Source organism: Vreelandella sp. V005 (assembly GCF_052645115.1).
Window position 1 is genome coordinate 185168 of record NZ_JBQXYA010000004.1, and the last position, 17820, is coordinate 202987.

The 17820-nt window shown below is 57.5% G+C and carries 16 protein-coding genes and 1 tRNA gene; 12 read left to right on the forward strand and 5 right to left on the reverse strand.

All coding sequences use genetic code 11. The features are described from left to right. Positions 1-32: 32 nt before the first annotated feature. The 3 genes from ACUN8H_RS12025 to ACUN8H_RS12035 are packed head-to-tail and all read left to right on the forward strand — an operon-like array spanning position 33 to position 4817. Positions 33-1724: a VRR-NUC domain-containing protein gene (locus tag ACUN8H_RS12025; protein WP_445532334.1), complete on the forward strand. Its 1692-nt coding sequence runs from the start codon at positions 33-35 to the stop codon at positions 1722-1724. Then, complete coding sequence (locus ACUN8H_RS12030; protein WP_445532335.1) at positions 1721-4018, forward strand: ATP-dependent DNA helicase; 2298 nt, start codon at positions 1721-1723, stop codon at positions 4016-4018. The genes ACUN8H_RS12025 and ACUN8H_RS12030 overlap by 4 nt, the downstream gene beginning before the upstream one ends. A 16-nt stretch (positions 4019-4034) precedes the next feature. Further along, complete coding sequence (locus tag ACUN8H_RS12035) at positions 4035-4817, forward strand: TSUP family transporter (protein WP_445532336.1); 783 nt, start codon at positions 4035-4037, stop codon at positions 4815-4817. Positions 4818-4844: 27 nt separating this feature from the next. Here ACUN8H_RS12035 and ACUN8H_RS12040 read toward each other — a convergent pair whose 3' ends face one another. After that, positions 4845-5990, reverse strand: coding sequence for an MFS transporter (locus ACUN8H_RS12040; protein WP_445532337.1), 1146 nt, complete (start codon positions 5988-5990; stop codon positions 4845-4847). Positions 5991-6339: 349 nt separating this feature from the next. Here ACUN8H_RS12040 and ACUN8H_RS12045 point away from each other — a divergent pair, with 349 nt between their 5' ends. Then, complete coding sequence (locus ACUN8H_RS12045) at positions 6340-7278, forward strand: GGDEF domain-containing protein (RefSeq protein WP_445532338.1); 939 nt, start codon at positions 6340-6342, stop codon at positions 7276-7278. A 105-nt stretch (positions 7279-7383) separates the two neighbouring features. Here the strand turns inward: ACUN8H_RS12045 and ACUN8H_RS12050 are convergent. After that, positions 7384-7460, reverse strand: a tRNA-Pro gene (locus ACUN8H_RS12050). A 100-nt stretch (positions 7461-7560) separates the two neighbouring features. Continuing rightward, complete coding sequence (gene ispB, locus ACUN8H_RS12055) at positions 7561-8565, reverse strand: octaprenyl diphosphate synthase (RefSeq protein WP_445532339.1); 1005 nt, start codon at positions 8563-8565, stop codon at positions 7561-7563. Positions 8566-8903: 338 nt separating this feature from the next. Here ispB and rplU point away from each other — a divergent pair, with 338 nt between their 5' ends. From rplU to proB, 4 genes are all read left to right on the forward strand, one after another. Then, complete coding sequence (rplU, locus tag ACUN8H_RS12060) at positions 8904-9215, forward strand: 50S ribosomal protein L21 (protein ID WP_022520761.1); 312 nt, start codon at positions 8904-8906, stop codon at positions 9213-9215. Positions 9216-9244: 29 nt separating this feature from the next. Further along, positions 9245-9502, forward strand: a complete 258-nt coding sequence (gene rpmA / locus ACUN8H_RS12065; RefSeq protein ID WP_008957069.1) for a 50S ribosomal protein L27 — start codon at positions 9245-9247, stop codon at positions 9500-9502. Positions 9503-9696: 194 nt separating this feature from the next. Beyond that, on the forward strand, positions 9697-10884 hold the full coding sequence (cgtA, locus tag ACUN8H_RS12070; protein ID WP_445532340.1) for an Obg family GTPase CgtA: 1188 nt from the start codon (positions 9697-9699) through the stop codon (positions 10882-10884). A 105-nt stretch (positions 10885-10989) separates the two neighbouring features. After that, positions 10990-12129: a glutamate 5-kinase gene (gene proB, locus ACUN8H_RS12075; protein WP_445532341.1), complete on the forward strand. Its 1140-nt coding sequence runs from the start codon at positions 10990-10992 to the stop codon at positions 12127-12129. An 11-nt stretch (positions 12130-12140) separates the two neighbouring features. On the opposite strand, the gene ACUN8H_RS12080 is transcribed toward proB, so the two are convergent. Beyond that, complete coding sequence (locus ACUN8H_RS12080; protein ID WP_445532342.1) at positions 12141-13133, reverse strand: DUF1853 family protein; 993 nt, start codon at positions 13131-13133, stop codon at positions 12141-12143. 125 nt (positions 13134-13258) lie between these two features. Between ACUN8H_RS12080 and ACUN8H_RS12085 the strand changes: the two genes are divergently transcribed. Further along, positions 13259-14617, forward strand: a complete 1359-nt coding sequence (locus ACUN8H_RS12085) for a Glu/Leu/Phe/Val family dehydrogenase (protein ID WP_445532343.1) — start codon at positions 13259-13261, stop codon at positions 14615-14617. 82 nt (positions 14618-14699) lie between these two features. Here the strand turns inward: ACUN8H_RS12085 and ACUN8H_RS12090 are convergent, their stop codons facing one another. Next, the gene (locus ACUN8H_RS12090; protein WP_445532344.1) at positions 14700-15179 is read right to left on the reverse strand and encodes a PepSY domain-containing protein; all 480 of its coding nucleotides are present in this window, start codon (positions 15177-15179) and stop codon (positions 14700-14702) included. A 230-nt stretch (positions 15180-15409) separates the two neighbouring features. Here ACUN8H_RS12090 and ACUN8H_RS12095 point away from each other — a divergent pair, with 230 nt between their 5' ends. The 3 genes from ACUN8H_RS12095 to ACUN8H_RS12105 all read left to right on the forward strand — a co-directional run bounded on the left by ACUN8H_RS12095 (position 15410) and on the right by ACUN8H_RS12105 (position 17810). Beyond that, positions 15410-15694 (forward strand): PepSY domain-containing protein, encoded by a 285-nt coding sequence (locus ACUN8H_RS12095; protein WP_445532345.1) that lies wholly within the window; start codon positions 15410-15412, stop codon positions 15692-15694. Between the two features lie 68 nt (positions 15695-15762). Then, positions 15763-16437: a response regulator transcription factor gene (locus ACUN8H_RS12100; RefSeq protein ID WP_290700764.1), complete on the forward strand. Its 675-nt coding sequence runs from the start codon at positions 15763-15765 to the stop codon at positions 16435-16437. Beyond that, positions 16434-17810, forward strand: coding sequence for a sensor histidine kinase (locus ACUN8H_RS12105; RefSeq protein WP_445532346.1), 1377 nt, complete (start codon positions 16434-16436; stop codon positions 17808-17810). Before ACUN8H_RS12100 ends, ACUN8H_RS12105 begins: the two co-directional genes overlap by 4 nt. Positions 17811-17820: the final 10 nt, after the last annotated feature.

Here is a 17820-nt window from a genome sequence, read left to right on the forward strand (position 1 = left end):
CGACAAAACCATCGCACTGTTATAATGGATAAATGAACAGTGCCTTCGTTACGCCAACCGCCTCTCTCGATGACCCCTTCTACTACCTGACGAACTTTCGCTTCGTTCTGACCTGGGTAGGCGAGCGTCACGCCGATCTGCTTTCAGTCGACGAGCGTGACTTCATCGATCAATTCGAACGCTTGCCACGCGAATCGCAAGCGCTGCTGGTGCGCATGGTGATGCGTAAAGGCGAGCTGTTTCGGCTCAGCAAGCTCCGCTATGCCGAAATCGGTGACAGCGCCGAGGCAATGGCGCCGCTCATCGAGCTGGGGTGGGTGGATTGCGACCCGGTGATCCGTGTTGATGAGCTTTTTAACCAGCTGCGCCTGGCCGAACTGCGCCAGGCCTTAGCGGAAGAGATACGCGCCGCTGGGCTCGGAGCGTCCAGCGCTAAAGGCGTGCTCTTCGAGGCGTTAACAAGCCAGCCCATCGCCCCCAAGCCGCTATGCCAATGGTGGCCTGATGCTACTGATCCAATAGTGCGTCTTCTAAAGATGGAAACTTGTGACCGTTTGCGGCTGATGTTCTTTGGCAATCTACGCCAGGATTGGGCCGAATTCGTGCTCACGGCGCTGGGGCTGCAGCGTTTTGAGGCGGTGCCTTTCACCCTTCAATCGCGCGCCTTTCAAGCGCGCTACGAGGTGGACGCCTATCTGGCCCTGCATCAGCTGCGCGAACGCCTGGATGCTGGCGAGCTACCTACCGAGCTCTGCAGAGAGGTTCCACCGCGCTCTGATAACCGCTGGCTGGATACGCGCCGTGCGCGGTTGCTCCTCCAGCTGGGCCGAGACGCCGAGCGGCGCGGTGAGCCAGCGCTGGCGCTGGCGCTCTATGCAGAGGCGGGCAGCAGCGAGACACGCATTCGCCAGTGGCGGTTGCTGGAGCGGCAGGGTGACCATCAGACCGCCTTTAGATTGGCAACTCAGGCACTGGAAAGCCACCCCAATGAAACGGAGCACCAGGCGCTAGCTCGGCTGCTGCCGCGGCTGCGCCGACGGCTTAAGCTGCCACCTGAACCGAGCGCCTCCGAACCGCCCCATGAACGCTGGGATCTTCAGCTTCCTGGCCCGCAGGGCGTCGAGCGCGCGGTGGCGGAGGCAATAAGTGAGCGCAAGGCACCGGTCTGCTACGTGGAAAACAGCCTGCTGACAGGGCTTTTTGGCTTGCTTTGCTGGCCAGCTATTTTCGCCCCACTGCCGGGTGCCTTCTTCCACCCCTTCCACAATGGCCCGGCGGATTTATACCGCGATGATTTCGTGGCACGGCGGCGAGAGGCTTTTGATGCCTGCCTGGCGCACTTGGAAAACGGCAACTACTGCGAGGTCATTCGGGCAACTTGGCGAGAGAAGTTTGGCCTGGCGTCTCCCTTTGTGCACTGGGCAATCGTCGATGAGGCGCTGGTGGAGCTGGCGCTAGCGTGTATTCCCGCCGAGCACCTGCAGCGCTGCTTCGAGCGGCTGCTGGAGGATCTAAAAGCCAACCGGGCCGGGCTACCGGATCTGGTTCAGTTTCTGCCCAACGCGCCCGCAGGCGAGCCGCGCTACCGGATGGTCGAAGTCAAAGGCCCAGGCGATCGCTTGCAGGATAACCAGCGCCGCTGGCTAACGTTTTTCCACCGCCATGGAATGCCCGTCGCGGTGTGTTACGTGCGCTGGGCGGACAACGGCGAGCCTGCCGTATGAGCGGGAACTACCGGGTGGCGGTGCGGGCACTGTGCGATTTCACCGCCCGCGAGGGAGATCTTGATCACCGCTTTACGCCTGCCCCCAGTGCCCGGGAAGGTATGCAAGGGCATGCCCTCGTCGCTAGTCGCCGCGGGGAAGACTACCTCGCTGAATTGCCACTCTCCGGTGCCTTTGAAGGGCTGACTGTTACCGGGCGCGCCGATGGTTATGACCCGGTGACCAACCGCCTGGAGGAAGTTAAAACCCATCGTGGCAGACTGGAGCGCATGGCGGATAACCAGCGTGCGCTCCATTGGGCGCAGGTAAAAGTGTACGGCGCGCTGCTGTGTGCCGAGCGCGGCCTGGAGGGTATCACCTTGACGCTGGTGTATCTGGAGATTGCCAGCGGCAAAGAGACCCTGCTCACGCAAGATGCCACTGCCGATGAACTCCAGGCGTTCTTTGCTGAACAGTGCCAACGCTTTCTCGCCTGGGCGCAGCAGGAAGCCGACCACCGTCAACGCCGTGACGATGCCCTTTGCAACTTGCGTTTTCCCCACGCCACGTTTCGCCCCGGCCAGCGTGAACTCGCCGAGGATGTTTATAAGGCGGCCAGCACCGGGCGTTGCCTGCTCGCCCAGGCGCCCACCGGGATAGGCAAAACCCTCGCTACGCTGTTTCCCATGCTCTCAGCGATGCCGCGCCAGCAGCTCGATCGCATCGCCTTTCTCACCATGAAAACCCCGGGGCGCCGGTTGGCGCTAAACGCCCTGATCACCCTGAGTATGCGTGATAAAAACGAACCCCTGCCGCTGCGTGTGCTGGAATTAGTGGCGCGGGAAAAGGCCTGCGAATACCCTGACCGTGCCTGTCATGGCGAGTCCTGCCCATTGGCCGCCGGATTTTACGATCGTCTGCCCGCTGCTCGCCAAGCGGCCGTCGAGCAGGGGTGGCTCGATCGTCAAGCACTGCGCGAGGTGGCGCTCGCCCACGAGGTATGCCCGTATTACCTCGGCCAAGAGCTGGCGCGCTGGTCGGATGTGATCGTCGGTGACGTCAATCACTGGTTTGATAGCCATGCCCTGCTGCACGGTTTGGCGCAGGCCAACGAGTGGCGGGCCGGGGTGCTGGTGGATGAAGCGCATAACTTGGTGGAGCGTGCACGCGGGATGTATAGCGCTGAACTCGACCAGCAGCGCCTCAATCGACTACGCCGTGTCGCGCCCAGCCCCATCGCGGGCCCGTTAGGGCGTTTGGCTCGCCAGTGGCAGACGGTGATCAAAGCGGCAGGCCTTGAGGCGGCGGGCGATAAAGGGCCGCCGGGCTATGCGCTACTCGCGACGTTGCCCGATAAGCTGGTGGGTGCTGTCCAACAAGTGGGGGCCGCGATCACCGATTACCTCGGTGAGCACCCGGACCAGGCCAGCCTTGAACTACAAGAGCTACTGTTCGAAGCCTTGGCGTTCTGCCGTTTGGCAGAGCACTTTGGCGAGCACTCGCTGTGTGATCTTACCCGCCATGGGCGCGGCCGGGCGGTGCTCGGGTTACGCAATTTGATACCCGCGGACTTTCTGACCGCGCGGTTCAATGCTGCGCACTCGGTGGTGCTGTTTTCCGCCACCCTGAACCCTGCGCATTACTACCGGGATCTGCTAGGACTGCCAACGACGACTGCCTGGCGCGAAGTGGCCTCTCCCTTTGCCGCGCGTCAGTTGGAGGTGCGTATTCACCGCGATATCTCGACGCGCTTTCGCGACCGCGATGCCTCCATCGAGCCGCTAGTGGCCGCCATGGCGCAGCAGTATCAGCGCAGGCCCGGCCATTACCTAGCCTTCTTCAGCAGCTTTGCCTACCTGGAGGCCGCGTTGACGCGTTTTCGTGAGGCGCATCCTGATGTGCCGGTCTTCAGCCAAACCCGGGGTATGCCGGAGGCGCAGCGTGATGCCTTTTTAGCCCGCTTTTCACCTGGCGGGAAAGGTATCGGTTTCGCCGTGCTGGGCGGTGCCTTCGCCGAGGGGATCGACTTGCCCGGTGACCGCTTGATAGGCGCCTTTATCGCTACGCTGGGCCTGCCACCCTTCAACGCGTTCAATGAAGCGCTCAAGGCGCGTTTGAGCGCCCGGTTTGGCCAGGGCGATGATTACACCTACCAAATTCCCGGTATGATCAAGGTAGTGCAGGCGGCCGGGCGGGTGATTCGCAGCCCAGAAGATGAAGGGGTTGTGGTATTAATAGATGATCGCTTTGCCCAGCCTAAGGTACGCGCGCTGCTGCCAAGCTGGTGGCAACTGGGCAATCATTCATCTTGTTAAGGACCCTGCACGCGCAATGACGGATCTACTCTGGTACCAGTATCTACTGATCGGACTTATCTTTGCCTGGAGCGGTTTTGTCAGAACCAGCCTTGGGTTTGGCGGCGCCGTGCTGGCGCTACCCTTCCTACTCCTGGTGGTCAACGAACCGCTGGTATTCCTGCCGATTATTGCCATCCAGCTACTGATTTTCTCCAGTTGGATTGCCTGGAGTGGGCATCGCCAACTGCAGAAAGCGGAAGTGACCGGCGCTTCGCCGGAGAGCAATATCGATTGGGGCTACCTGTTAAAAGCCCTGAAAATCATGATCATCCCCAAGCTGATTGGGGTGATTGGGCTGCTGACACTGCCCGCTAACGTGATGACCAGCATTATCTTTGGCATCGTCTTCATCTATGCCATTGGTTATGTGCTAAACAAGCCGTTCAAGAGCAAGAATAAGTATGTGGACTACGTGCTGCTGGCACTCGGGGGCTATGTCAGTGGTACGTCGCTGATTGGTGCGCCGCTGATCGTGGCGGTGTTCGCAGCGCATGTGGCCAAAGCGCAGTTGCGGGATACCATGTTCGTGCTGTGGTTTATTCTGGTGGTCATCAAGATGGTCTCGTTCCTCATTGCAGGTGTAGACCTTCAGCTCATCCATCAGCTGTGGCTGCTGCCCTGTGCCTTTATCGGCCATCTGCTCGGCGAGAAAGCCCACTGTTATATGCTGAAAGCGGACACCGGGCTGTTCTTCCGTGTGCTGGGGGCCGTGCTGATTCTGGTTAGTGTCGTGGGGCTGATTCATCCGCCGGCATGACTCTGGCGGCACACTTGCCGCTCCCTGTTAAAGCTGGCTGTCGGCCTTTAGCGTCGTCTTGCTCAATATGATCAGCACGACGGCCAGCAGGCCGCATACCACCGCCATGCCGGTAAACACATGACGCAGCGACTCCAGCCAGATCACCGCTGGAGCGACCACCACCGGGGAGGCGAACTGGCCGAAAAAGAAGGTCGAGGTAAAACCGCCAAACACTCGACCGCGCACGCGTTGAGGGGTGATTCGCATCAGCCAGGTGGTGGTATTTGGCATGAAGGCGCCCAGGCCGAACCCGGAGATCGCTGCACCCACAATAGCCATGGCGTAACTTTGGGTGAAGCCCACCACCAAAAAGCCGGCGGCCGCCAGGAAAAATCCGAGCACATAAATGGTCATCACCGACAGAAACGGCTTGTAGTAACCATAGCAAAACGCCACGATGCTGGCCGTTAGCGCTGACATCGAGAGCGCCACCCCAATGGCCATGCCGCTAATCTGGCCCTGTTGAGAAAGCAGAAAGGGCAACTGTGCGGGAAACATATAAAACATCGCCATGCTGATCATGGCGATCAGGTAGGCAAGGCCGGTGCGCCCGATATCCACCTTGACCGGCGCATCGCTGGAATCACGGCTGATGTCATCACTGGATTTGGGTTCCTGAAGAATCGCCCAGGCGTAGGGCAGGAGCAGCACGCCAGTCAGGTAGAGAAGGAACGGACCACGCCAACTCCAGTCGGAGAGCAGCCCGCCCAGGTTAATAAAAATCACCCCGCCCAACGCCATGCAGCTACTCTGCAGCCCCAGAAAGCGGGCGCGTTCGGCGCTATCAAAATAATCGCCTACCAGTGTGGTGCTAATGCTGAGAATGCCAGCCACCGCGATTCCCATTAGCGCCCGGGAGCTCAGCAGCAGATCCACGCGATCAATGAAAAAGCCCGAAACACCGGCAAAGCCATAAATGAACAGCATTGCCAGCAGCAGTTTCTTGCGCCCAAACCGATCAGCCAGATACCCCATCAGTGGACTGAACAGGGTAATCATCAGCGCCGGAATGGTCAGAATCAGTTGGATCAATACCTGGGGCTGATCAGGGAAGTGGCGGCTAATGCCCGGCAGCGCTGGCGCAATAATTGCTCCCGACATTACGGTCATGGTGCTGGCAAACAGCAGCACGGCCTTAATATGCGTTAACTGGCGAATGGTCTTGGCCCACTTAGAAAGAGAAAGAAAGGGTTCAAAGCAACCACCAATCTTAGCATAGTTGTTAGCAGGCTAGTTATTTGCTTTTGTTAACTAAGCTAATTGATAAGGCCAACAGTTGCCGGCTTTCGCCGTTAATCTTGCATTGGCAAGGTGGTTGGAGGGTTGGAAATAGGTCTTGCGCTTCTCATGATAGCTTTAAAGAGGGAAGGTGAACGCGAATTCAAAGCGGTTGTAGAGAGCTGTACTATCGTTTATCTAATAGGTTTGTTGGAGTTGAGCTGTTATAGCTGGACGCAAAGCACCGTAGGGAGCAGATGTCGTGACGTTCTCGTCAAATGATAATTCCGACCCACTAGCGCACATTCTGCCAGTGGCGGCTCACCTGTTTAACAATAGTGGCGCAGCAATCTCCCTGTTCGATGACCAGGACTGGTTGCTATATGGTAATGCCCACTACTATGAACTGATTTGCTATCCACAGGGAGCACACCTCACTTGGCCGGATATTGTGCGTGACAACTATGCCAAGGGGCAGGGGCTGATTGTTGAAACAGATAATATTGAACTGTGGATCAAAACGGCGTTATCTAAGCGTCGCACGCAAATTTATCGTCAATTTGAAATCGACGCATGGGATGGCCGTTGGCTGTTGATGACGGAAACACTGATTCCAGATGTCGGCTTGCTAGGTATCGGTGTAGACATCACTCAGTCAAAGAACATGACGACTGCTTTAAAGCAGGAGTACCAGAATGCGCTGGTCAAGGCGGAAACCGACCTACTAACAGGTATGGGTAATCGCCGGGCCTTGGAACGTTTGCGTCATATTTTGCTGAGTAAAGGGCACCATCTTCAAGTAACTGCTTTGATGATCGATATTGATCAGTTTAAACCCTACAACGATACCTTGGGCCACTTGCAGGGTGACCACTGTTTGCAGCAGGTGGCCCAGGTGATTCGTAGCAGTCTCCGATCGAGCGAGGCCTATCCGATAAGATTGGGTGGTGATGAATTCCTGGTGCTGATGTTGGGCGCACCCCTATCGCTCGCTCAACAGGTGGCTCAAAGAATCAGAAATGGTGTACATAAAAGTGCTATACCGCATCCTATAACAAGCTCTGGGTTGGTTACCTTAAGCATAGGCCTTGCCAACCGAGAAATTGTAAATTCGGATAGTCTTTCACTACTGCTCAAAGACGCTGACGATGCGCTTTATCAGGCGAAGCGTAGCGGGCGGGATCGTATTAAGCTTGTGTAATAGTCGCCACCTGTAACGCTTGGAAGCTGTATTCAACTGAATATTTGCCCAACAAAAAACGGCCACTTGCTGTGTTAGCTAAGTGGCCGTTTTTAGTAGTATTCTTGGTCGGAATAGCAGGATTCGAACCTACGACCTCTGCCTCCCGAAGGCAGCGCTCTACCAAGCTGAGCTATATTCCGAAAGTAGTTGAGAAGCGCTTGTCTACGCTCAACAACGGAGGTGGATCATACTGAGCCAAACGTGTTTTTTCAAGTCTTCGGCGGTGTGATCTAGCAATTTTTATGCTTGGCGATCAACCGCTAAGCGGGCCAGTTGGGCCATGCTGTCGCGGTAGGCGCTGGGTGGTAGGACGTCCAATTGCTGCAGGGCTTTCTCGGCCATCTCTTCGGCCCGCTGGCGGGTATAGTCAAGTGCACCGGTGGCGTGAATAATTTCCAGTACGGCATCAAGCTGCTCAAGACCTCCATCGCGAATCACCTGACGAATCAGCTTGGCCTGTTCCGGCGTGCCTTGCTCCATGGCGTGGATCAGCGGCAGTGTCGGCTTGCCTTCGGCGAGGTCGTCGCCCACGTTTTTGCCCATGGCATTGGCGTCGCCTTGGTAATCCAGCAGGTCATCAATCAACTGAAAGGCGAGGCCTAAGTAGCGGCCATAATACTGGAGCGCCTGCTCCTGCTCCGGCGTTGCATCTGCCAGTACGGCACCGCTATGGGAAGCCGCTTCAAACAGCATGGCGGTTTTGCCCAAAATGGTCTCGAAGTAGTCCTCTTCGGAGATGCTGGGGTTGCCGATATTGGTCAACTGCAGCACTTCGCCTTCCGCGATGATGCAGGTGGCGCCGGAAAGAATCGCCATAATGCGCATCGAGCCCACATCGACCATCATTTGAAACGAGCGGGCGTAAAGGAAGTCGCCCACTAGCACGGAAGGCGCATTACCCCAAGCGTCGTTGGCGGTTTTCTTGCCTCGGCGCATGTGCGATTCATCCACCACGTCATCATGAAGTAGCGTGGAGGTGTGCATAAACTCAATCAATGTGGCCAGCGGTATATGTTTGTCGCCGGTGTAGTTGAGTGAGCGGGCGGCGAGTAGCGCCAATAAAGGGCGCAACCGTTTCCCGCCGCTTTCGGTAATGTACTGACCGATGGTTTCGACTAGTGGTACTTTGGAGTTGAGTTGCTCGACAATCGTCCGGTTGACGGCGGCGAAGTCATCGGCCACCACGGCGTGCAGCGGTGAAGGCGTTGGGCTGACAGGCTGGGCTGAAGAGACGTTGGCGGTCATGGAATCCGTTCATCGCGGCAGAGGGAGGCGGGAAGTGCCACCCATATTTGCGGTGTAGTTATGGTCACGTTTATGACCATGTAGTGAGGTCATGCTATGGGGCTGCCTGTTAGGCGTCAAGATACTCGCGCGGGTTAGGCGTCAACGGCAACGCCTGGGGTAATTGACAATGGCCTGTGGTCTTGTGGTATGCATAGATAGTCGTTATAATCCGCGACCCACTCATCATGCTCCCTGTCAGATGGCTCCAAAAGGGGCGCCACTCGCAGCAGGTCGATAAGAGCGAAAAGCGATGAGCGCTGCCGAAAGCGGCATTAACGACAAGTCCGGAGAGCGACATGTACGCAGTTATTAAAAGCGGTGGCAAACAGTACCGCGTTCAAGAAGGTCAAACGCTCAAGCTCGAGAAAATCGAAGTCGCCACCGGCGAAACGATCGAGTTTGACGAAGTGCTGATGGTTGCAGACGGCGATGACTTCAACATCGGTGCGCCGATGATCAGTGGTGCTAAAGTTTCTGCCGAGGTGGTTTCCCACGGCCGTGGCGATAAAGTGACCATCATCAAGTTCCGTCGTCGTAAGCACCACATGAAGCGTCAGGGCCACCGCCAGTGGTTCACTGAAGTCAAAATTACCGGAATTTCTGCGTAAGCGGTCAATTCCCTTAGGAGGATTTTGCAATGGCACATAAAAAGGCAGCTGGCTCCACGCGTAACGGTCGCGATTCCGAGTCCAAACGCTTAGGTGTAAAACTCTTCGGTGGCCAAGCGGCAACTGCGGGTAACATCATCGTGCGTCAGCGTGGCACACGTTTCCACGCGGGCACTGGCGTAGGCCTAGGTCGTGACCACACGCTGTTCGCACTGAGCGACGGTTTTGTGAAGTTTGAGACCAAAGGTCCCAAAAACCGCAAGTTTGTTAGCATTGTTTCTGCCTAAACGGCGAATGCTATGCTCGTGACTGTGCAAGTTAAGTTACGAGAAAAAGGCCCCGCTATGGCGGGGCTTTTTTGTCGGTTAAATCTCTTTTCCAGTACGTTTGACCACGGCGCTTTACCAGCATGCTGATGGGAATAAAGGATTGGAAAAAAAGTAGTACATATTAGGGCGGCGGAAGCGGCCGGGAGAATCCAATGCAGTTCGTCGATGAAGCCTCGATTATTGTTGAGGCAGGCAAAGGCGGCAATGGCTGTCTGAGCTTTCGCCGCGAAAAATATGTGCCCAGGGGCGGCCCCGATGGGGGCGATGGCGGCCATGGTGGTAGTGTTTACCTGATTGGTGACGATGCGCTCAACACCTTGATCGATTTTAAATTCCAGCGCTTCTATAAGGCCCAAAACGGGCAGGGCGGCATGGGCCGTCAAATGAGCGGCAAAGCCGGTGAAGACCTGCACGTAAAAGTGCCGGTGGGCACCACGGTCATTGATGAAGACACGCTGGAAGTCATCGCCGATGTGACCGAAATTGGTCAGGTAGTGCTGGTGGGCGAAGGTGGCCGCCGTGGTTTGGGCAATATCCACTTTAAGTCCTCGACCAACCGCGCGCCGCGCCGCACCACGCCGGGCACCGATGGCGACCGCCGCAATCTGCGGCTGGAAATGAAAGTCATGGCCGATGTGGGTCTGCTGGGCATGCCCAACGCGGGCAAATCCACGCTGATTCGTTCGGTGTCTGCCGCCAAACCCAAAGTCGCCAACTACCCGTTTACCACCTTAGTGCCCAACTTGGGTGTGGTGAAGCTGGGCATGCACGAGCACTTCGTGATGGCCGACGTACCGGGCTTGATCGAAGGGGCCTCTGAAGGCGCTGGTTTAGGGCTACGTTTTTTGAAGCACCTGACGCGCACGCGGCTGCTGTTTCATGTGGTCGATGTCGCGCCGTTTGACGAGTCCGACCCGGTTGAGGCCGCCAAGGCGATTGTCCACGAGCTGGGGCAATTCTCGCCAGCGCTTTCCGAGCGCCCACGCTGGCTGGTGCTGAATAAGTTTGACTTGCTGCCGGAAGACGAGCGCGAAGCGCGCGCACAGGCGATTATCCAGGCATTGAATTGGGAAGGCCCGGTATCCCGCATTTCAGCGATCAGCAGCGACGGCACCGATAAGCTGGTTCAGGCGGCCTACCGCTGGTTGACTGAACAGCGTCGCCTCGAGAACGAAGATGAAGAGGCGCGGGACCGCGAAGAAGAGATGCGCCGCCGTATGGAAGAAGAGTCGGTTGCGCGTACCGAAGATCGTTTGGGCCGTCGGCGTAAGCGTGATGATGAAGATGACGAAGACTTCGACGATGATGATTACGATGTTGAAGTCGAATACGCCCCTTAGTGGTATTGAGCAGGTGCATTCAGTAGTAAGCTTAAGTTTATAAGCTAAAAAGGGGGCTGCGTTCGCGCGGCCCCTTTTGTAAGTGTCGGATTGAGGCGGGGTGGCATGGAAAGTAACGAGCAAATCCTAGGACGCGGCGCGCTGAATCGTGCCCGGCGGGTAGTGGTGAAGATCGGCAGTGCGCTACTCACCAACGATGGGCGCGGCCTGGATGAAACCGCCATTGGCGGCTGGGTCGATCAAATCGCCGCCTTGCACCAGCGGGGCATCGAAGTGGTGCTGGTCTCATCAGGAGCCGTGGCGGCAGGTATGGTGCGCCTGGGTTGGCAGGTGCGCCCCAGCGCCGTGCATGAACTGCAAGCCGCCGCCGCGGTAGGCCAGAATGGCCTGACCCAGTGCTATGAACAGCACTTTGCCCGTCACCGCATGCTCACCGCGCAGATTTTGCTTACCCACGATGACCTTTCCAACCGCAAACGCTACCTGAATGCGCTTTCAGCACTGCGTACGCTGGTAGAGATGCGCGTAGTGCCGGTGATCAATGAAAACGATACCGTCGTCACTGATGAGATTCGTTTTGGTGACAACGACACCCTAGGGGCGCTGGTCGCAAACCTATTGGAAGCGGACGCGTTGTTGCTATTGACCGACCAGGAAGGCCTGTTTGACGCTGACCCCCGCCATAACCCTAACGCCCAGATGATTGCCGAAGGACGCGCCGACGACCCGCGTTTAGCCGCTGTGGCGGGCAGCGGTGGCGCGCTGGGGCGAGGTGGAATGAGCACCAAAGTGCGGGCGGCGCAGCTGGCGGCGCGCTCCGGGGCGGTGACGGTGATTGCCAGTGGCCGCCAGCCTGACGTTATCAATCGGATTATGGCCGGAGAGGCGCTGGGCACGCTGCTGCGACCTGACCAGGTGCCCATGGCGGCGCGCAAGCGCTGGCTGGCGGGGCAACTGCAGGTACGCGGGACGCTGGTGCTGGATGCCGGGGCGGTGAAAGTGTTGCGCGATAAAGGCTCCAGCCTATTAGCGGTGGGAGTGCGCGGTGTGCAGGGCAGTTTCAAGCGCGGTGATATGGTGGTTTGCGTGGATGAGCAGGGCGCGTCAGTGGCGAAGGGGTTGGTGAACTACGGTGCCGATGAAGCGCGCCAGTTGGCGGGCCAGCCCAGCCACCAGATTGAAGCGATCCTTGGCTACGTGGAAGCCCACGAGCTGATTCACCGCGATAACCTCGTGGTGGTGTAAAGGAATCGTCGCTAGCCCGCTACTGGTGGCAGAGGTACCTGACGTGGCCAGTTGTCGGGCACCAAAAAAAGCCGCTCATAGCGCTGCTGCGGCGGGTAATAAAGCATCACTTGTTGGGGGGAGCGCCAGGCGTGAAGCTGTTTAATAACGCCTGGCAGGACCTCTTCGGCAGAGCGAAAAGCATGCGGTGGAGGTGGTGCCAGCCAGTGCGGTTTTTCCAACCAGGCCATCTTCGGCATGACTGAAAAGCGGGCCGCTACCTCAGGCCAATCGCGACAGTAGCACCAAATACCCCGGCGATGATTGGCGGTGGCGCCTTCGGGCGCTGGCATTGCCGCGTGCCACGGGTAGTAAAGCACGCCCGGTATCGCCAAGCGCTGGGTGAGTTGCTCGCCTAATCGGCTATCCGCCACCCCAATATCCCGTGGTGCAAGCCAGTGAGCGAGGGTTTGCTGCGCGAGCGCCGTGGTAGAGAGCGGCAGCTGATGGCGGCGCAAATGGGCGCACTTCAGCGCAAGGCTGTCTAGTCCGCCGGGGCCAATCCAGCGCGCTGGGCTTGTCGGTGCGCCCGGCCCTTCCGGTAGCCCGAGGTAGAATTTAATGGCGACTTCCAAGTGCACCGGCGCTGGGTTAGCGCGTGTACGGTAGAGCATATCCAGCTCGCCGAGCGTGTTGCGTTTTCGGTTGATACGCACGTTACGGGCCAGCAGCCGCGTATTGGGTGCGTGGTCTAACAGCGTGTGCCAGAGGCGTTCATGGTAATGGCCCATGCGCATCGCACGGTTACTCATCAAAGCGGCTAACGGCGATCGGCCAAGCTGGCGCAGCCAGGGCAGCAGCCTATTTTCCAGCCCCAGCTCTTTCAGCGTTGGCCGCCCCCCGCAGGGGATCGGTGGCGGCAGCTCCACGAGATCCGGTGTGACGGCCAGCCAAGCCAAATCCCGCAGTACGGGATCATCAAGGCCTAAACGTAGGCTTTCGTCATCACCGCCTTCATTCAGCACGAGTTTCTCCTCAACACGTTGATTAGGTCGGCGCTCTGGTTTGGCCACCAACTGCTACGCTGTCAACACGTTATAACGTTCATCTCTTAAAGTCCTACCCTGACCATGAAAAAGGAGCGCACTGAATGGGTAACGCTAAGACGAAAAAGGCGAAGTCAAACAATCAAAAGGCCAACACGACGCCCCAACGGCAAGCTGAAAAAACGGCGCCTCGCACGCTAACCCCAGAAGTGGGTGCGGCTCTCTTCGAGGATGCCCGTTCACGACTGGAAGATGTGTTCAAGGCGTTGGATATTCACGCGGATGCCCAAGCACGCCTGATGCAGCCCAGCCTTTCGCTACAGGTGAGTATCCCGGTCAGGATGGACGATGGCAGCTTAAAAGCCTTTCCTGCCTGGCGAGTTCACTACGATACCAGCTTGGGGCCAGCCAAGGGCGGTGTGCGCTTTCATCCCGACGTCAATCAGCATGAAGTCACCACGCTAAGTTTCTGGATGGCGGTTAAATGTGCGGTGGTGCGCTTGCCCTATGGCGGCGGTAAAGGCGGCGTTCAGGTCGATGCCAAGGCGCTCTCTTCACTCGAACGAGAGCGGCTGGCGCGCGGCTACATCCGGGCCATTGCCGATATCATGGGACCCGACCGGGATATCCCCGCGCCCGATGTGAACACCGACGCGACGGTCATGGGCTGGATGATTGATGAGTATGAGCAGATTGTAAAAGCTAAAATGCCCGCGGCGATTACCGGAAAACCCTTGCCATTATGCGGCTCGCCAGGGCGCGTGGCCGCCACGGGACGGGGCGCGTTAAAAGTGCTCGATTTGTGGGCTGAGCGTGAAGAGCGCACACCCGAAGAGACGACGGTGGCGGTGCAGGGGTTTGGTAACGCGGCTTACCATTTTGCGCGGTTAGCCAGTGAACGTGGCTACCGAATCGTGGCGGTATCGGATTCCAGCGGCGCTTGCTACAACGCGGATGGCCTCGATATTGAAGCGGTTAAACAGGCCAAGTCGAAAAGCGGCACGGTGGCAGACAGTCAGGCAGGAAAAGCGATAAGTGGCGATGCGCTATTGGCCTTGGAGGTCGATGTATTAGCGCTGGCAGCACTTGAGAACCAGATTCACAGTGACAATGTGGATGAAGTGAATGCCGGCGCTATCCTAGAGATCGCCAATGGCCCACTGACCAGCGATGCTGATCAGGTGCTTGCTAAACGAGATGTGCCGGTGCTGCCCGATGTCCTTGCCAATACAGGCGGCGTGATCGTCAGTTATTTTGAGTGGCTGCAAAACCGGGCAGGAGAAAAGTGGCGTGAGGAGCAGATCAATGAGCGCTTGGACGCGCTGCTAAGTGAAGAGGCTGGCAAGGTGCTAGCGCTCGCGGAGGCAAGTGGTATCACCTATCGTCAAGCTGCCTATCGCCAGGGTATCGAACGCATTGCGGCCGCCATTATGGCGCGGGGTAATTGTCAGGATTGCCGCTAAAAGAAGTGGGTTACTAATAACAGTCGCTTTAAAGCGCAGCGGGCTCCCCATGGGGAGTCCGCAAAGCGGTTAGCTAAGATGATTAATCACGGTCAATTTGGGTAACTTCAGAAGAACCCTGGCGCACGCTGATTTCTAGTTCACGGCCATTCTCTCCGCGGCCTTCGACATCAATGATGCCATTTTTATTGATATCGAGAGATTCAAACTCGACCATACCTTCCTGGCTGGCAACGTCTAGCGCTTGGCGGATATCGTCTTCACTCATACCCCAGGCACCGGTAATCTGGCGCTCACGTTGCTCCTGCAGGGTTTCGCCGTTATCCAAAGAGAAATCCACGTCGGCATACCACTCCTCGTCCAACCAGCCTTCTACTTCTACGCGGTTAGAGCTTTCAATGCTAATTTCTTCGTAGTGGCTGAAACCGTAATTATTAGCGTGGTTCAATACGTCATCGATGCGATCCATTGCCAGTGCGTCGTCTGCCTGAACATTACCGGCAGCAGCGGCAAGCAGTAGTGCGGAGGTCGGAATCAGCAGCATTTTTTTCAAAGTGTTCATAGTAAATTCCTTCTTTACGTATTTAAACGTGGATGAGTGACTGCCACTCAGCGAATGCGACAGTGAATTTATATCACCGCTATACTTTCCTTAAGCTGACAAAACCATTCATCTAGCGTTCATGTTGCCTTTGGCATGCTGACCCTATGTGTAAACGCCGATACCCTCTTATCAAGCCGCTGCGCTGCGTCCCAGAACGCACTCGTCGCAACGTGACTGGTTTAGCTTTAATGCTATTACTGGTGGGTAGCGCTGTGGGCGACCAGCCTTGGGAGACGCTGCACGGCGAAGTCAGCCGTGGTGAAGTCGTTCCATTAGACACGATTTTGGACTGGCTCGAAGCGAACTATCGAGGTGAAGTGCTGGAAGTAGAGTTGGAGCGTGAAGGTGGCTACGTTGAGTACGAAATCAAAATGCTTGGCCCCCAGGGGCAAGTCGTTGAGTTCGAGTTTGATGGCCAAAACGGCCAACTGATGTCCATTGAAGGTGTCCGTATTAACGACATGCAGCGTTAAGGCGCTGTGCCAGTCGCCAGTAGTAAAAAGCGCCAGACGTTAATAGTTAAGAAAAGGGTAGTTAGCCAATGAAGTGTTTGCTGGTAGAGGACGACCAAGCGCTAGCGCGCGAACTGAGCCAAGCGCTTCGCGACGGTGACTGGCTGGTCGAGCATGCGGCGACCGGACAGGACGCTGATTTTTTAGTCCGCACCGAAGCCTACGACACCTTGATTTTAGATGTAGGACTGCCCGATGGCGACGGTACTCGCTGGCTGGCGGCGTGGCGGGAAGACGGTATCGATCTGCCCGTACTCATTCTAACGGCTCGAGAGCGTTGGGCCGATAAAGCCGCCGGATTTTCCGCGGGTGCAGATGATTATGTCACCAAGCCATTCGAGCCAGCGGAAGTGTTGTTTCGGCTGCGTGCACTGGTGCGCCGCAGCCACGGTCATGCCCATCCGGTGCTTAAAGTGGGCGAATTGAGTTTAGACACCCACACGCAGCACGTTACGTTGGCAGGGCGCCCGGTGGGCTTGACCGCGCAAGAGACGCGCCTGCTGGGCTATCTAATGCATGCGGCACCGCGGGTGGTGAGCCGAACCGAGCTGGCGGAACACGTTTACGACCGTGATCACGAACCCGATTCTAACGTGATCGATGTTCAGGTTAGCCGTTTACGCCGTAAGCTGGGCAGTTGGCGAATCGTTACCCAGCGGGGCCAGGGCTATCGGCTATTAGAAGAAGAGCCAGCGGCCGAATGAGCGCCAATGCAGAGTGGCATAATCAATGGCAACGACGTTGGACAAAGCGCTCTATCAGTCTGCGGCTCTTGCTGGCCGTGCTGGTGATGGTGGGGCTCGCGCTACCGATTGCTGGCACACTGCTTTCCCACCACTACCGTGCCTCGGCCACCCAGGCGTTTGACGAGCGGTTGGCGGCAACCCTTAACGTCATCATGGCGGGCGTTACCTATGACCGTTTAGCGCAGCAGCTTGTCCTCGACCAAGCGCTGGGCGACCCGCGTTTTGAAAATGTCTACTCCGGCTGGTACTGGCAAATTACCGACGGTGCACAGAATACCCTGGCGTCGCGCTCGCTTTGGGATCAACGTCTGCCCGTGGTTGAGAACGAAAACCTCAGTGCACGCTCGATTAGCGGCCCGCGTGATCAATCGCTGCGCATGGTGGAGCGCGACATTTATCTGGCCCCGTTAGAAGCGCCGCTGCATATCAGCGTGGCCGCCCGGAACGACGTGTTAGCCGATGATATTGGTGAATTTCAGCATCTGCTGTGGGGTGGGCTAATTGGCCTGGGCGCCTTGCTCATCGGTGTATTAGCACTGCAGGTACGCTGGGGGTTGGCACCGCTGCGCCGCATGCACGCCAACCTTCGTGATGTGGAGCAGGGGCGCAGCGAGCAGTTAGACACCCGGCTACCGGAAGAACTGGCGACCCTTGCGGGTTCCATGAACGCAGTGCTGGCACGCGATCAGCGCTTAATAGAGCGTGGACGCCATACCGCTGGCAATCTAGCCCATGCACTGAAAACGCCGCTGAGTGTGATGCGGCTTCAACTGCGCCAGTTACCTGAGGCAAACCGCAGCGCTTGGGAAGTAGAGTTAGCACGTATCGATAGCGCAGTACGCCACCACCTCGCACGCGCATCGGCGGCGGGTGAAGGCGTGCGTTTTGCACCTATTACGTTGCACACTACACTAGCGCCGCTGCTGAACGGGCTTTCCAGGCTCGCTCAGCGGCGTGGTATCGCGCTGCGTCAAAGCTGGGGACAGGCAATCAGAGTGCATATGGATGAACAAGATATCCAAGAGCTGGTGGGTAATTTAATGGACAATGCGCTGCGCTGGGCACAGAGCGAGGTAGAACTCGATGTACAGGCCGTTGAGCAGCAGTTGGTGTTAACCGTGCGTGATAATGGCCCTGGCATGTCGGAGGCGGAGTGCCAGCAGGCGGTTCAGCGTGGTAAGCGGTTGGATGAACAGCGCTCTGGCAGCGGCTTGGGGCTGGCCATCGTGACCGATCTTGTCGCCCTGTATAGCGGCCAAATGCATCTTACTCGCGCCAGCACCGGCGGGTTAGAGGTAGTCGTCGAACTGCCCGTGGTGGCGCATGGATAACGGAGACCTC

Bases quoted from the DNA above. Each gene is read 5' to 3' on its own strand.
- ACUN8H_RS12025 (WP_445532334.1), top strand. From the start codon at position 33: ATGAACAGTGCCTTCGTTACGCCAACCGCCTCTCTCGATGACCCCTTC.
- ACUN8H_RS12030 (WP_445532335.1), top strand. From the start codon at position 1,721: ATGAGCGGGAACTACCGGGTGGCGGTGCGGGCACTGTGCGATTTCACC.
- ACUN8H_RS12035 (WP_445532336.1), top strand. From the start codon at position 4,035: ATGACGGATCTACTCTGGTACCAGTATCTACTGATCGGACTTATCTTT.
- ispB (WP_445532339.1), bottom strand. From the start codon at position 8,565: ATGACCGCCAACGTCTCTTCAGCCCAGCCTGTCAGCCCAACGCCTTCA.
- rplU (WP_022520761.1), top strand. From the start codon at position 8,904: ATGTACGCAGTTATTAAAAGCGGTGGCAAACAGTACCGCGTTCAAGAA.
- rpmA (WP_008957069.1), top strand. From the start codon at position 9,245: ATGGCACATAAAAAGGCAGCTGGCTCCACGCGTAACGGTCGCGATTCC.
- cgtA (WP_445532340.1), top strand. From the start codon at position 9,697: ATGCAGTTCGTCGATGAAGCCTCGATTATTGTTGAGGCAGGCAAAGGC.
- proB (WP_445532341.1), top strand. From the start codon at position 10,990: ATGGAAAGTAACGAGCAAATCCTAGGACGCGGCGCGCTGAATCGTGCC.
- ACUN8H_RS12085 (WP_445532343.1), top strand. From the start codon at position 13,259: ATGGGTAACGCTAAGACGAAAAAGGCGAAGTCAAACAATCAAAAGGCC.
- ACUN8H_RS12090 (WP_445532344.1), bottom strand. From the start codon at position 15,179: ATGAACACTTTGAAAAAAATGCTGCTGATTCCGACCTCCGCACTACTG.
- ACUN8H_RS12095 (WP_445532345.1), top strand. From the start codon at position 15,410: ATGCTATTACTGGTGGGTAGCGCTGTGGGCGACCAGCCTTGGGAGACG.
- ACUN8H_RS12100 (WP_290700764.1), top strand. From the start codon at position 15,763: ATGAAGTGTTTGCTGGTAGAGGACGACCAAGCGCTAGCGCGCGAACTG.
- ACUN8H_RS12105 (WP_445532346.1), top strand. From the start codon at position 16,434: ATGAGCGCCAATGCAGAGTGGCATAATCAATGGCAACGACGTTGGACA.